Source organism: Sulfobacillus harzensis (genome assembly GCF_012933365.1).
Lineage (GTDB): Bacteria > Bacillota > Sulfobacillia > Sulfobacillales > Sulfobacillaceae > Sulfobacillus_B > Sulfobacillus_B harzensis.
On sequence record NZ_JABBVZ010000090.1, the window covers coordinates 1 to 13,968 of the forward strand.

The window sequence follows — 13,968 nt, forward strand, 5'->3', positions numbered from 1 at the left end:
GATACAGGCCCGGAAGTGGTGATGGGCTCCACCCGCTTAAAGGCCGGGACCGCCGAAAAAATGGTGCTCAACATGCTGAGCACGGGCTCAATGGTGGGGCTCGGCAAGACGTATCGCAATCTGATGGTGGATATGCGGCCCACTAATCAGAAACTCAGGGCTCGTTCGGTGCGCATTGTGGCGTTGGCCGCCGACATTAGCATGGATCGAGCCCAAAAACTGCTGGACGAGTCGGACGGCAACGTCAAAATCGCCATTGCCATGGCGCTATTGGGAACTTCAGCGTCGGAGGCGGCGGAACGGCTCGCAGATTCTCAGGGTATCTTGGCACGCTTGTAGACTTTATTTTTTGCCCAACGGTAAAACTTCATTTTAGTAAGGAGCGATTTTCAATGAAACGCTATGCTCTCGGACTGGTGGGCGTCGCCGCTCTCTCCTTGGCTTTGGCAGCTTGTGGCTCCTCGCCCTCAACGACGTCATCCAGCAACGCCACCTTCACCACAGTGGACGAGTACCATGCGATTAGCCCCGGTGCGCCGTACAACCCCTACAACTCCAACGGCAACACCTGGTTGGGATATGATCAGTGGCAACTGGCCTGGTTTACCAACTCGGTCACCAACCCCAACAACTTTATTCCCGGCTTGGCCGCGTCGTGGACCAGCAACGCCAATGGCACTGAAGTGACGATTAAGCTGCAGCCCAACGCAAAATGGTCCAACGGACAGCCCGTCACAGCCCAGGATGTCAAGGCTTCCTTTGCACTCGCCTTTACTCAAGGCAACGCCCAGGCCTTTGACCTTGGCCAGGTCAATATCATCAATAGCCACACGGTGCAGTTCAAGCAATTGCCTGGCGACCACTACAACCTGTTCTTAAACCAGCTCTTGCAGCAGACCATCGTGCCAGCGTCCGAATTCGCACCGGTTCTTCCCAAGAACGTCTGGTCCATTATTGACACCGCGCAATACGCCGGCAACAACTCCGCCAAGCTGGCCCAGGCCAAAGCGGCGGCCAACCAGTTGACCGCCTTGGGCAAGAAAGTGAGTGCCTACGCCCCGCCGAAATCCGCCGACCTGTCGGCCGGCGCCTTCGTGCTTAAGAACCTGAACCCCGGCGAGGCCATTTTGATGAAAAATCCGGACTTCTATGACGCCAGGAATGTCAAGGTCAATGAAGTGGTGATGCGAAACTACACCGGCAATCAACAGATCTGGAACTACCTCGAAGCCGGTCAGTTGGACTTCGGACCGTACACCGCCATGCCGGTAAACATTCTGCACCAGATTCTGAAGACCAAAGGCAACCAAAAAGTCGTCACCCCCGCCGTCGTCGCCGCCGGACTAGCCTTCGACGAAAACATCTACCCCTACAACATGGTGAAGGTTCGCCAGGCGCTGGCCTACGTCATCAACCGCAAACAGGTGCAAACCGTGGGTGAAGGTGTGAGCGGAATCCCGGCCAAATATCAGACCGGCATGATTGACTTGGCGGCCAAGGATTGGCTGTCGCCCTCACAACTGGCGCAGTTGAAGCAGTACCGTCCCAACATTGCCAAGGCCACAGCCCTGTTGAAGTCGGCCGGATTCAAGAAGGTCAATGGCAACTGGATGATGCCGAATGGCAAGCCTTGGACCATGACCATCTACACAGTGAATGGCTTCAGTGACTGGATTGCGGCCGACAAGGTGATTTCCACGGAGCTGACCAACTTCGGCATTCCCACCTCGCCCGACATTGTCTCCAGCTACGCCCAAGAGTTGAAGGATCAGAGCGACGGCAAGTACGCAGTCTCCTTCTACCTTGACGCCCTTGGACCAATGGCACAGAATGCCTTCAATATGATTTACGGCACCGCCGATGGGTATCAATTAGTTGGCACCAACCTGGTCCACTACCCGGCAAGCGCTGCGGGCAAGGGCAACTTCATCGACCTGCCGGCCGAAATTCCGACCTTGAGCGGCAAGATGATTAACCCTGGCGAGCTCACTCACGAACTCACGCAAATGACCGCTGTCTCCCAGGAGCGTCCGATCGTCCAAGAGCTGATGTCGGCGACTAACGCCAATCTACCGGTGTTGAACCTCTGGAATTACGCCAACGTGGAGTTCATCAACACCTCCCGCTTCAGTAACTTCCCTGTCAACAACCTAGGGTTAATCTACAACCCGGCTGGTGTATGGATGCAGGAAGGCTACGTCGTTCCGCGTAAGTAAGCATGGTGGCCGGGGCTGGGACGACCAGCCCCGGTTTTAGGAGGGTTTGAAGATGCGGGAGGCCATTCGCCTTGTCAAAAGGCTAGTCAGCGGCGCCGTTATGGTGATCATTGTCGCCACCTTCACCTTTTTCTTGGTGCGCATGATGCCGGGCAACCCGGTGCAAGCGGAATACAGCACACTCATAAGCCGCGGCATGACGCCCACTCAGGCGGCCGACGAGGTGCGGGTCATGTATGGTTTTATGCCCCATCAGTCACTGTGGCAGCAATATCTCCATTACTTGAATCAGTTGATTCATTTCAATTTAGGCCAGTCCATTTCCTATGAAGGCGTCTCCGTCATGCACATCGTGCTGAGCGCGGCTCCCTGGACCATCGTATTGGTGTTGTCTGGCGTGGTTGCCAGCTTTCTCCTAGGCGTATCCGCAGGTGTGGTGTCAGCCGTCAAACGGTCCAGCGGCGTCGGCAACTTCTTGACCGTGAGCGGCTCATTGCTGCACGGCATTCCTCAGTTTGTCATGGCACTCTTGTTGGCGTTCCTATTTACCACCTTGTGGCCCATTTTTCCCTTCGGGGCCCCCTATGACGGAGCCCTAACGGCCGGATTCAATCTGCCGTTCATTGGGTCGCTCGCCTTCCATGCCATTTTGCCGGTAGCAGCCTACGCGCTGTCCAGCTATGGTGGGTGGCTTTTAACCATGAAGTCTAGTGTGGTCTCGGTCTTAGGTGATGACTTTGTTTTGGCGGCGGAGCTGCGTGGATTAAAATCTGGCATTCGCTTCGGATACATCGCGCGCAATGCTATCTTGCCGCTGTTTACCATTTTCGCCTTGTCTTTAGGCTTTATGTTTGGCGGCTCAGTATTCATCGAGAACATTTTCGACTACAACGGACTCGGAAATCTGCTCTTGAATGCCATTAACAACCGCGACTATCCCCTCATGAGCGGCGCTTTTCTCTTCATTACCATTGCGGTGATTTTATCCAACATCGTGGCGGACTTTCTGTACAGCGTCGTGGATCCTAGGATTCGGAGGTCATAAGAATGATTGCACGCGTCCCCGAAACCGATACCCCTTCAACCGTCACCTTCGTCAAAGGCGAGTCGTTTGCAAAGATGGCCTGGCGGGTGGTCAAGGCACGGCCCAGCCGTGTTATAGGGCTGGCCATCATCGTGCTGTTCACGCTCATGGGACTGTTTGGCCCGCTAATCTATCCGCACAACCTGCCCATCGATCCCAATGCCATTTATGCTCCACCAAGCCTAAAATATCCGCTCGGCACCGACTTTGAGGGCACCTCCAACCTCGCCTTGGTCATTACCGGTGCACGCTATGTGCTCTTTGCGGCTCTCATGGCAGCCATCTTTACGGTGGTGTTTGGCACGGGTGTCGGTTTAGTGTCGGGCTATTTTCTTGGCGCCACCGACTCCATCTTAATGCGCATCACAGACTTCATTCTCACCATTCCGGGGTTCCCGCTGCTGGTCGTCCTGTCGACGGTGTGGAACTTCGGCCAACCCATCGCCATGGGCTTTGTCTTAGGCATCACCGGATGGGGTGGACTGGCACGCGCCGTGCGCTCGCAGACCTTGTCGCTGCGAGAACGCGGCTTTATCGAGGCGGCGCGGGGCATGGGTTTGCCCTGGTGGCACATCGTGTTCCGCGAGATTTTGCCGAACATGGGCCCTTACATCGCCATGAATCTGCTGGTATCCGTGACGGGCGCCATTTATGCCGAGGTCGGTCTCTTCTACCTCGGTGTTGTGCCCTTTCACGTCAACAACTGGGGCGTGATGCTGAATTTGGCCGTGTTCACGGGCGGTGCCATGCAAAGCCCCCAAGCGCTGCCGTATCTCTTGGCGCCGTTGGTCGCCATTTTGCTGTTAACGCTGGGCGTCGTGCTATTCTTGGACGCCTTGGACGAGATCTTTAATCCTCGCTTAAGGGAGGCGGCATAAATGAGCACCGCCGAACAAACGCTGACACCAACGACATCCCCTGGGGCCGGGCTCAAAATCCGCAATCTGACGGTCACTTATCAGACCGATCGGGGGCGCTTCGCCGCCCTCAAAGATGTCTCCTTGGACATTCGGCCGCGGGCCATTACCGGGTTCATCGGCGAGTCGGGGTCAGGTAAAACCACCCTGGCCATGGCGGCCATGAACGCCATCCGCGCCCCCGGGCTCATCACGGCCGGCCGCATTGAGAGCGAGGGTGTGGGCGACATTTTAAAGCTGAAGGGCGAGAATCTCCGACGCATTCATGGCCAGCACTTCGGCTTTGTGTTCCAAGCCTCATCCAACTCGCTGAATCCGTTGAAGCGTATCGGGGCCCAACTATTGGACCTGGCCCGTTCTCATGGCGCCAAAAACCCCACCGCCCTCCTTCACGAGGCGAAGCAATTAGCGGAACGCATGGGCATGGACGGCGACCGAGTGCTGACATCGTATCAGCACGAACTATCCGGCGGCATGCGTCAGCGTGTTGGCATCATCTTTGCCCTCTTGCTGCGAGCCAAAATCGTGATTCTCGATGAACCCACAACGGCACTTGACATGTTGTCGCAGCAGGCGGTTCTGGAAATCATCCGTGACATTCATAAGGAGCGCGGCCTCACCACGATCATCATTACCCATGACATGGGCGTCGTCGCCGAAATGGCCGACCGCGTCGTCGTGCTGTATGCGGGCCGGGTAGTGGAGGAAGGCGCCACCGCCGATGTGCTGCAGCGACCAATGCATCCCTATACGCGGGGGCTGATTCATGCCATTCCGCGCATTACCGGCGACCTCTCCGACGCTCAACCGCTGGCCGGTAGTCCACCGGACTTGGCCACCATTCCGGAGAAAGGTTGTGTCTTCCGTGAGCGCTGTCCGGTGCGCATGAGCATCTGCGACACCGCCGAGCCTCAATATCAAACGGCCCACCAGGATGGGTTGGTCGCGTGCCATGGGGTGAACGCCAATGATTGAGGTCAAAAATCTTGTCAAAACCTTCCCGGGTCGCGGCGGGATGCTGAAGCAAAAGCCGGTGCAGGCTGTCAAAGGGGTGGATTTTTCCATTCCCGACGCCGGGGCGGTCGCCTTTATCGGGGAATCCGGCTGTGGAAAAACCACCATTGGCCGAATTCTCACCGGTCTGGAAACCTATGACTCGGGGGAAATTCTGTACAACGGCGTCAATCTCACCGACCTGCCAGCGGCTGAGCGATTGGAACGTCTGCGCAAAGTACAGCTCATTCAACAAGATCCATACGCCGCCTTAAACCCGTCGCACACCATCTATCAAACCATGATGGCTCCGTTGACATTTGAAGCCAAGCGTCAAAAGAAACCTAAGGCGTGGATGGAACAACGGGCGCGCGAAGTGTTGGAACTTGTGGGACTCAATCCTAACGTGGTTTTTGGCAAATATCCGCACATGCTGTCGGGGGGTCAACGCCAGCGGGTGGTCGTCGCGCGGGCCTTGACGGTCGATCCTGACGTGCTGGTAGCGGACGAAGCCGTCTCCATGATTGACGTGTCACTGCGCCTTGGCATCTTGAATTTGCTTTTCAACCTGCGCGAAAAGTACGGCATTGCCCTGTTATTTATCACCCATGACGTCGCCGCCGCTCGCTACGTGGGTCAAGACGGCCACATCTACGTCATTTATCAGGGCGAGGTTGTAGAACAAGGCGTCACAGACGAGCTGATTCAGTCCCCCGTCCACCCCTACACCCAAGCGCTCTTAAGCGCCGTTCCAGTCCTGCGGGGATTGGAGTCTCCCGGGGCCGACCGCTATATCCCATTGGGGGAATTTACCCAAGAGGAGTCGACGGCCTGCCGCTTTGCCCCGCGGTGCCGTCATGCGGTGGATCGTTGCCGAACGGAAAAGCCAGCCGAGCAAATCTGGCCGGGAGACCAGGATCATCGCCACACCTGCCACTTCCCTACGCCGCGGCGGGTGGTCGCTGAGCCTTTGGAGGTGAAGCCCTCGTGAGCCTGGAACTCCGGGTCGCCCGCCCCGACGATATGGAAGAGATTGGCCGTCTATCCGACCAGGTATTCCGCGCCAAACGCGGCGGCCACATGGCTGACGAATTTCCCTATCTCTATGATCCAGCCAACGCCCACCACTGGTATGTCGCTTTTGACCAGGGCCGGGCGGTCAGCATTGTCGGCGCGATGAACTGGCCGGTGGTAATTGCGGGAGCTGCCACCCGAGCGGCCAGCGTAGGGTCGGTGGCAACGGATCCCGCCTATCGCGGGCGCGGTCTGGCCAGCCAACTGTTACAGTTGGCCCAAAAGCAGCTAGCGGATGAAGATGTCCGCGTCATGCTCATATCCGGCGACTTATCCCTCTATACACGCTTTGGAGCCCGTGCCATCGGCTGGGTAGACTGGTATCGCTTAAACCCAGACAGTAAAAAGGCGCCAACACCCTATCACGTGAGGCCCATCGATCCCCTCGACGATGCGCCGGTTGTCGCGCGGCTCAACCAGACCCGCGGAACCCGATTTGGTCGGAGCCTTCCCCAATTGCGGGCCATGCTGGCTTCCCAGCCCATGACACAAGTGGAACAGGGAACAAAAGTCGCCTTGATGGTGATGGCCGAGGGCCAAGCGGTGAGCTATCTGATTTTGAATCATCGCCCGTTTCAGGGCCGAGGCGCCAGCCGATTAAGCGAATGGGCCGGCGATCCCAAAGGCGTACTGTCCGCGCTGCGTTCTGTGCAGAACTGGCCGGAAGGCGGCATTGAGGTACCGGTTCTTAGGGACGACTGGAGTCTCTTGGCGGAGCTTCGGGGATCGGAACGGGTACGCAGTGAGCCGGTCTCATGGCTCGCCAAGGTGATCGATGGCCAAGGACTCAGCCAAGACCTCCAGACGGTGTGGGCCGAGGTGGCTGATCGGCCGTTGGCTATCCTGCGGCTCGGTGAGGAACAGTATAAAGTCCGGGTGGGTAGCGAGCAGTGGTCGGTGGACGCGGCGGAACTCACCGAATGGGTATTCGGCACCAAAGTGCCCCATCGGCCCGCATCCCTTGAATGCTTTTGGCCCATTCCTTCCCTGTGGCCCGAAGGCCTCAACTATATTTAGAAAGCGGTGTACTTCATGATTCGAACATACCGAAGCGGCGATGAGGCCGCCTTCATAGAGACCTGGAATGCGTCAATGCCTCAAGACGGCATTACCGAAAAGGTGTTTGTGAACCGCATTTTAACCGACGCCAACTTCGATCCCGAGGGCCTCCTGGTCGCGGAGGAAGAGGGACAAATTGTCGGAGGGCTGGTTGGCATTGTGCGAAAGACGCCAATGGCGGGTTCGAACTTGGAACCCGAAACGGGATGGATTACCGCCTTTTTCGTCCATCCCCGCTTCCGGCAGCATGGAATCGGGCGAGAGCTGCTGGCGCAGGCCGACACCTTCTTTCGGAGCCGCAACCGTTCCGTCGTATATTTCGCCTCCTACGCGCCCAACTACTTTGTGCCGGGGATTGACCGCCAGGCCTACCCCGAAGCGGCCATACTCCTCGAGAAGGCGGGTTTCAAAAAGCTCTACCAATGCGCCGCGATGGACAAAAATTTGGTGGGGTTCGAGATCCCGGAAGATGTCCGGGCGTTAGAGGCGGCGCGCCGCAACGAGGGCTATGTGGTGGAAAATCTCACCCTTCCCTATGTGTATGGTGTCATCGACTTTAATAACCGGGAATTTGATCCCGACTGGACGCGAGCCATTCGCGAGGCGCTAAAACAAGGTGTTCCAATGTCCAACATCCTCATCTGCCGACGAGATGATGAGGTCGTGGGCTTTTGCATTTATGGCGGGTACGATGGCGTCGGTGAACGCTTTGGGCCCTTTGGCGTAGCTGAGTCGCTGCGCGGCACCGGTCTTGGCAAGGTGCTGTTGTATCGCTGCCTCGAACAGATGCGCCATGACGGCTTGCACGGTGCCTGGTTTCTGTGGACCGGGGAGCGCGAACCGGCGGGCCACCTGTATCTCAGGGCTGGATTTGCCGTGACCCGCCGATTTGACGTGATGAAGAAAGTCTTGGCCTAACCTTAGAGGAGGATGCGCGATGAAAATCATGGCAATTGGCGGACATGCCGGGGACATGGATTTGACCGCCGGTGCCGCATTGGCGGGCGCCGTGCTGGAAGGCCACGAGGTGGTGTTGTTTCACTTAACACCCGGTGAAAAAGGCCATCCCACCTTGTCGGCTCAAGACTACGCCAAGCAGAAGATGGACGAGGCGCGGGCCTTTGCGGACATTATTGGAGGGCGGGCTCGTTTTCTTGAGTACGGAGACGGTGAACTGCCCGTCAATGACCACGTGAAGTTTCAGGTAGCCGACGTCATCCGCGAGGAAAAACCGCAGGTGATTATTACCCACTGGAAAAATAGCATTCACAAGGACCACGCCAACACCCATCTCATTGTCGAAGACGCGGTCTTTTATGCAGAAATCAAAGCCTTCGAGCGTTCCTTGCCGCCACACGGAGTCTCTCGCATTTACTACGCCGACAATTGGGAAGATCCCTTCGACTATGAGCCGGATGTCTATGTGGGGATTGGCGACCAGGCTTATGACCGCTGGTTAAAGGGCGCCCAGCAGTACGCGTACGCCCGAGGAGAAACGGGCTTCCAGTTTATTGAGTACTATAAGGCGTTAATGACAGTTCGGGGACTTCCGCACGGCTTTCCCCGCGCAGAGGCCTTTGCTCGACCGACCTGGTCGCGTCAGGTGCGGTTAACGTCTCTGGCGGCGAAGGGTTAGCCGGTGGTCAAGCTGGGAATTGACGTGCTCTTGACCCAGGAGCGCCACCTCATCGCCCAAAAGCGGCTCGCACTGGTGAGCAACTATACCATGACCGACGCCCGCTTGGTTCCCGTCATCGATCGGTTGCAGGCCGCTCGGAACGCCCGTCTGGTACGGCTATTTGGCCCCGAGCACGGGGTTCTCAACGCCACTCGGGAAGGAGAACCGGTCAAGACGGGGGTCGACGCGCATAGCGGACTTCCTGCCGTAAGCCTCTATGGGGACAAAAAAGCCCCGGAGGTCGACCTCTTGCGCGATCTTGACGCCGTGGTAATTGACTTGGCCGACATTGGCAGCCGCTACTATACTAATCCCAGCACCTTGTACTACACCTTGCAAGCTGCAGAGCAGGCAGGGATTCAAGCCATCGTGCTGGACCGTCCCAATCCCATTGGCGGTGTGGCCCGTGAGGGGCACGTGCTGGATCCCGCCTATCAATCCTTTGTGGGCATGCTTCCGGTCCCCATTCGGCACGGCCTGACCTTTGGGGAAGAGGCTCTGTTGATTCGCGACCGCTTCCTGCCGACTGTGGATTTGGTCGTTGTTCCGACGGAGGGCTGGGAGCGACACATGCTATTTCCCGACACCGGCCTTCAATTCGTCCCACCCTCCCCTAACACCACCGGGTTCGCCATGACCTTGCTCTATCCCGGCACTTGCTTGTTTGAGGGCACCAACATCTCGCTGGGGCGCGGCACCCCCTATCCTTTCACCTGGCTCGGGGCCCCTTGGGCGGATGGCCATGCTGTAGCGGCGTGGTTCAACCAGCAACACCTGCCGGGCGTCATCGCGCGCCCGGTGTACTTCACCCCCGCCCGGTCCTGGTACGCGGGCGAACTGGTCAGCGGCGTGGCGCTTCACATCGTCGACGCCCAGCGTGTGCACGCGTTAAAAACTGGCGTCACATTGATTCAAGCCTTTCTCTCGCTATATCCGGACCAATTCCGTTTCGGGTCCGAGGACGACGGCACGAGCCGTCCCTTCTTCGACCTACTGGCGGGTGGGCCGACGCTCCGGGAGGCGATTCTTTCCGGCAGCACCGACGCGTATTTTACCGAAGAAGCGCGTCAATGCGCCGCCTTCACCAATAACGTCGCCCCTTATCTTCTCTATACGTAGAAAGCGAGGACACTCATGACAATGGAACAGGATTTGCGGCGGCGCATAGGCCAACTCTTAGTGTTTGGGTTCGAGGGCACCACGGTACCCGACCACGTGGCCGATTTAATCCGCACCCATCACCTTGGCAATATCATTCTCTTTACACGTAATGTGGCAAGTGTAGCCCAACTCACCGCGCTCACTGGGGAATTGCAGCAGTTGGCTAAGGACAGCGGACAACCCCTTCCGCTGACCATTGCCGCCGACCAGGAAAATGGCATTGTTCGGCGCATGCCCGAGGAAATTGCCGGGCTTCCGGGAAACATGGCACTCGGAGCCACGAGGGAACCCGAGAATGCGCGCCGAGCTGGGGCCTTGACCGCGCGTGTACTATCCAGCCTGGGGGTGAATTTCAATCTGGCCCCGGTACTAGATGTCAACAACAACCCCGACAACCCTGTCATTGGGGTGCGCTCGTTTTCTGATCTGCCCGGAACTGTGGCCGAGTTTGGCACGGCCATAATTGAGGGAATACAGGACCAAGGGGTAATTGCCTGCGGCAAGCACTTTCCCGGACACGGGGATACGAATGTGGATTCGCACTTAGACCTCCCCACCATCCCCCATGACAGAGCGCGCCTCGATGCCATCGAGTTGGTGCCGTTCTCGGCCGCCATCCGCGCCGGCGTTGACGTGTTAATGACGGCGCACGTGGTCTTTCCAGCCGTGGAACCGGACGGCATTCCGGCCACCCTGTCCCGCCGCGTGCTCACTGATCTATTGCGCGGGGAACTGGGATTCACCGGGGTCATCACAACCGACTGTTTGGAGATGAACGCGATTTCGGAGACTGTCGGAACTCCCCAAGGCGCCGTACAAGCTCTGAGAGCGGGAGCCGATCTGGTGATGGTCTCGCATCGCCTGGACCGGCAATTGGCAACCATCGAGGCCATCGTTGCGGCGGTCACGTCCGGCCAACTTAGCGAGGATCGCATCAATGACGCCTTTCAGCGCGTAATGGCTTTGAAGGCGAAGCGGTTGCTGCGCGCCGCCCGAGACGCCACGGTTCCCAAACGGGAGGCTATGGAGCTTCAACAAGAGCTCTCCCAAGCCGCGGTGACGCGCCTTACCACCGGGCCCGCCCTGCCTGCTTCGGCGAAAACGGTGGCGATTCTTCTCGATGAAATGGCGCCGTTGATGGTCGCGGCGGGACGCGGGGGCAACAACCCCTTAATCGAAAACGCCCTGCGATCGGTGTTGCCTCAGGCGGTCACCCAGGTGTTTTCCTTTCCCTCGGCATTTAACGAATACACCGAGGCCGATCTGTTGACCCGCTTGGAAAAAGTGGACGCCATCATCGCTGGGGTCAATGGAATGCAAAATGCGCGCTATCTCGACTTTCTCGCCCAAGTTGAGCAGCTTTCCGTTCCTCAGGGCACCTTGTTGTTGCGAAGTCCCTATGACGCCCGACGCTTTCTCCAGGCGCCCAATTTAATCGCGCTGTACGAGAACACCCCATGGATGGCCGAGGCCGCGGTCCGGGCTATCTGCGGCGGTAGCGCGCTTGGAAGGCTGCCCGTGGCCGTGTCGGACGAATTTCCGCGTGGTCACCACGCATGACGTGACGTCCCCACCAAAAAGCCCCCTGGTGGAGCTTTCCCTTTTCGTGTCCAGACCCTGCTTGGTCACATCACAATTTATGGCGCCTGTCAAGTTGCGAGCCCCTGGAACAATTGGGTATGATGCCAAGACCGGGCGGCGGAACCGGTCCCAAATCCCCGCCGCCGTCCGGTCCTTGGACCATTCATTCGCATCTGATGCCCTAAGCCCCGGCATCAACGTCAGGGAAAAAAGTTGGTATGATACGTGGGGGGCATTTCATGGACATTCCGTTTACCCTACAAGAAGCCATTAACGCCACGCTCGCTGAACATGCCAGCTCGCTCGCCCAACACAGCCAGGCGTTGTCCGATCGATACCGCCAAGGGCGGGGTAGCCAGGGCTTAAATCAAAGGGAGGCGTTGGCTTATGCGGCAGCGCGCCTGCCAGCAACCTACGGCGCAGCCACCGCCGCCTTAATCGCCCTGCGTCAGGTGATGCCGTCATTGTCGCCCCATACGCTGCTGGACGTCGGCACCGGCCCGGGAACGCTATTGTTCGCCGTGACCCGTGTGTTCCCCAGCGTGGAGGAACCGATAGCCCTCGAACCCGAACCAGCTATGCGCGCCATGGCGAGAGAGTTGTTAATCAACGCGCACCATCCCTGGGCGAACCGCGTCCGCTGGCTCGATCAGCCCTTGAGCAATGTCGTGCTTCCGAAGAGCGATCTCGTTACGGCCAGCTATGTGCTGAATGAATTGCCCGATGCTCAAGCCAACACCGCGGCCTTGGCTCTTTGGCAGGCTGCCAACGAGGCCCTGGTCATTATCGAGCCAGGCACGCCCGAGGCCTTTGAGCGTCTTCGCGCCATTCGCGCCACCCTTATCGAGCACGGCGCGCGGGTAGCGGCGCCTTGTCCGCATGAAGGGCAATGCCCCATGGCGGGCGGCGATTGGTGCCATTTTGCCGAGCGCATTCCGCGAACCCAGCTTCATCGACGTCTCAAAGGTGGGTCAGCCCCCTATGAGGATGAGAAATATGCTTATTTAGCCCTGGTTCACGATACCGCTGGAGATCGGCATGCCCGCATTCTCCGCCATCCGCGAATTGAGCCGGGACGCATTGCGCTCACCCTTTGCACTCCGCATGGCCTGCGCCAAGAATCCATCACCAAGCGCAATCGGGAACGTTTTCGCCGCGCCCGAAAGGCATCGTGGGGAAGCGTCTGGCCGAGCGAGCACGCCCCATAATCGTTGCGTCTGGCGGATGTTGCCCATTATGGCCATCCAGCAACCCGAGACTAAAATGCCACCCATGCGGCAATTCCCAGAGCAACCAGAACGGCGGAGGTAACATGATTGGCATGGTGCTCGAGCCAATCCCACCGCACCTGATAGCCGCCCCACACCGCTGCTAGACTCAAACCGACAATCGCCACAATAGTGACGAGCGAATACACTGCCAGGACCTCAATCGCAGTCCGGGTGCTCACGGCAATTGCGGCGAGGAACACGGGCAAAATCGTCGGATCGGGGGAGGCGGCGATGCCAGCCGGGATGAGCCAGGCGCCCCGACTGCGTGAGGTGTCGCGATGATGGCCGCGGGAATGGACGTGCTCATGGTTATAATTGGGATGATCGTGTGTGTGATGGGGGGAGTGTCCGTGCGTGTCGGCGTGGTCCGGCTCCGCGCCATGCGGATGCATGTGGCCTGGATGGCGGAGACTCCACAGAAACAGACCGACACCAGTGAGCACCAGCACGATCCCCACGATCGGTCCTTCCAAACGGAGGATGCCTTTCAGTCCATACCCAAGAGCGATCACGACCGCGCCCAAGGCGATGGAGCCGAGGACATGCCCCACTCCCGTCCACAGCGCTACCCGGGTTGTGCGTCCCATTGACCAGCGTTGGGCGCGGGCGACCAGCGCGATCGGCATCCAATGATCGGGTAAAATGGCGACGCTGGCGCCAGCCAACAATAAGACAATCAAGGATGCAGTCCCCAACGGATTCCCCCCTAGATAAAGTACCGGGCGAAGGCAGTTTTGATTTCGGCAATCTTGGCTTCGGCATCCCCGGTCTCCACAGCATCCACAATGCAACTGTCCATGTGATCCTCGAATACTAATCGAGCGACCCCATCAAGGGCAGATCGAATCGCTGCCAGTTGAGGGTTTTTCATAACCCGAAGTCCTTGATTTGCAATGCTTGTGGGGTCTGAGAAAATTTCTTTCCCCCTGAATTA

At 58.3% G+C, this 13,968-nt stretch carries 13 protein-coding genes and 1 pseudogene; 12 read left to right on the forward strand and 2 right to left on the reverse strand.

Annotated features, from left to right (window positions below):
- From murQ to HIJ39_RS17800, 12 genes and pseudogenes are all read left to right on the forward strand, one after another.
- Positions 1–339, forward strand: a pseudogene (gene murQ / locus HIJ39_RS17745) (N-acetylmuramic acid 6-phosphate etherase); the annotation flags it as partial.
- Between the two features lie 53 nt (positions 340–392).
- Positions 393–2,216 (forward strand): ABC transporter substrate-binding protein, encoded by a 1,824-nt coding sequence (locus HIJ39_RS17750; RefSeq protein WP_169102061.1) that lies wholly within the window; start codon positions 393–395, stop codon positions 2,214–2,216.
- Positions 2,217–2,268: 52 nt separating this feature from the next.
- A complete protein-coding gene (locus HIJ39_RS17755) occupies positions 2,269–3,261 on the forward strand; it encodes an ABC transporter permease (protein ID WP_169102063.1) in 993 nt (330 codons plus the stop codon).
- A 2-nt stretch (positions 3,262–3,263) separates the two neighbouring features.
- Positions 3,264–4,178, forward strand: coding sequence for an ABC transporter permease (locus tag HIJ39_RS17760; protein ID WP_169102065.1), 915 nt, complete (start codon positions 3,264–3,266; stop codon positions 4,176–4,178).
- Entirely contained in the window at positions 4,179–5,192 is a 1,014-nt protein-coding gene (locus tag HIJ39_RS17765) for an ABC transporter ATP-binding protein (protein WP_169102067.1), read from the forward strand. It abuts the gene before it with no gap.
- Positions 5,185–6,201, forward strand: coding sequence for an oligopeptide/dipeptide ABC transporter ATP-binding protein (locus HIJ39_RS17770; protein WP_169102069.1), 1,017 nt, complete (start codon positions 5,185–5,187; stop codon positions 6,199–6,201). The genes HIJ39_RS17765 and HIJ39_RS17770 overlap by 8 nt, the downstream gene beginning before the upstream one ends.
- On the forward strand, positions 6,198–7,301 hold the full coding sequence (locus HIJ39_RS17775; RefSeq protein WP_169102071.1) for a GNAT family N-acetyltransferase: 1,104 nt from the start codon (positions 6,198–6,200) through the stop codon (positions 7,299–7,301). Before HIJ39_RS17770 ends, HIJ39_RS17775 begins: the two co-directional genes overlap by 4 nt.
- Before the next feature lie 15 nt (positions 7,302–7,316).
- Positions 7,317–8,261, forward strand: a complete 945-nt coding sequence (locus HIJ39_RS17780; protein WP_207711766.1) for a GNAT family N-acetyltransferase — start codon at positions 7,317–7,319, stop codon at positions 8,259–8,261.
- Between the two features lie 19 nt (positions 8,262–8,280).
- Positions 8,281–8,979 carry a PIG-L deacetylase family protein gene (locus HIJ39_RS17785; RefSeq protein WP_169102075.1) on the forward strand — a complete coding sequence of 233 codons (699 nt, stop codon included), beginning with the start codon at positions 8,281–8,283 and terminating at the stop codon, positions 8,977–8,979.
- Positions 8,980–8,982: 3 nt separating this feature from the next.
- Entirely contained in the window at positions 8,983–10,140 is a 1,158-nt protein-coding gene (locus HIJ39_RS17790; RefSeq protein ID WP_338055231.1) for an exo-beta-N-acetylmuramidase NamZ family protein, read from the forward strand.
- A gap of 15 nt (positions 10,141–10,155) precedes the next feature.
- Positions 10,156–11,742 carry a beta-N-acetylhexosaminidase gene (gene nagZ, locus HIJ39_RS17795; protein ID WP_169102077.1) on the forward strand — a complete coding sequence of 529 codons (1,587 nt, stop codon included), beginning with the start codon at positions 10,156–10,158 and terminating at the stop codon, positions 11,740–11,742.
- Positions 11,743–12,002: 260 nt separating this feature from the next.
- Positions 12,003–12,971, forward strand: coding sequence for a small ribosomal subunit Rsm22 family protein (locus HIJ39_RS17800; RefSeq protein WP_169102079.1), 969 nt, complete (start codon positions 12,003–12,005; stop codon positions 12,969–12,971).
- Positions 12,972–13,021: 50 nt separating this feature from the next.
- Here the strand turns inward: HIJ39_RS17800 and HIJ39_RS17805 are convergent, their stop codons facing one another.
- A complete protein-coding gene (locus HIJ39_RS17805) occupies positions 13,022–13,729 on the reverse strand; it encodes a hypothetical protein (RefSeq protein ID WP_169102081.1) in 708 nt (235 codons plus the stop codon).
- A gap of 11 nt (positions 13,730–13,740) precedes the next feature.
- A complete protein-coding gene (locus HIJ39_RS24685) occupies positions 13,741–13,905 on the reverse strand; it encodes a metal-sensitive transcriptional regulator (protein WP_169102083.1) in 165 nt (54 codons plus the stop codon).
- Between the last annotated feature and the right edge of the window lie 63 nt (positions 13,906–13,968).

Coding starts and splice junctions, on each gene's coding strand:
- HIJ39_RS17750 (WP_169102061.1), top strand. CDS start 393: ATGAAACGCTATGCTCTCGGACTGGTGGGCGTCGCCGCTCTCTCCTTG.
- HIJ39_RS17755 (WP_169102063.1), top strand. CDS start 2,269: ATGCGGGAGGCCATTCGCCTTGTCAAAAGGCTAGTCAGCGGCGCCGTT.
- HIJ39_RS17760 (WP_169102065.1), top strand. CDS start 3,264: ATGATTGCACGCGTCCCCGAAACCGATACCCCTTCAACCGTCACCTTC.
- HIJ39_RS17765 (WP_169102067.1), top strand. CDS start 4,179: ATGAGCACCGCCGAACAAACGCTGACACCAACGACATCCCCTGGGGCC.
- HIJ39_RS17770 (WP_169102069.1), top strand. CDS start 5,185: ATGATTGAGGTCAAAAATCTTGTCAAAACCTTCCCGGGTCGCGGCGGG.
- HIJ39_RS17780 (WP_207711766.1), top strand. CDS start 7,317: ATGATTCGAACATACCGAAGCGGCGATGAGGCCGCCTTCATAGAGACC.
- HIJ39_RS17785 (WP_169102075.1), top strand. CDS start 8,281: ATGAAAATCATGGCAATTGGCGGACATGCCGGGGACATGGATTTGACC.
- nagZ (WP_169102077.1), top strand. CDS start 10,156: ATGACAATGGAACAGGATTTGCGGCGGCGCATAGGCCAACTCTTAGTG.
- HIJ39_RS17800 (WP_169102079.1), top strand. CDS start 12,003: ATGGACATTCCGTTTACCCTACAAGAAGCCATTAACGCCACGCTCGCT.
- HIJ39_RS24685 (WP_169102083.1), bottom strand. CDS start 13,905: ATGAAAAACCCTCAACTGGCAGCGATTCGATCTGCCCTTGATGGGGTC.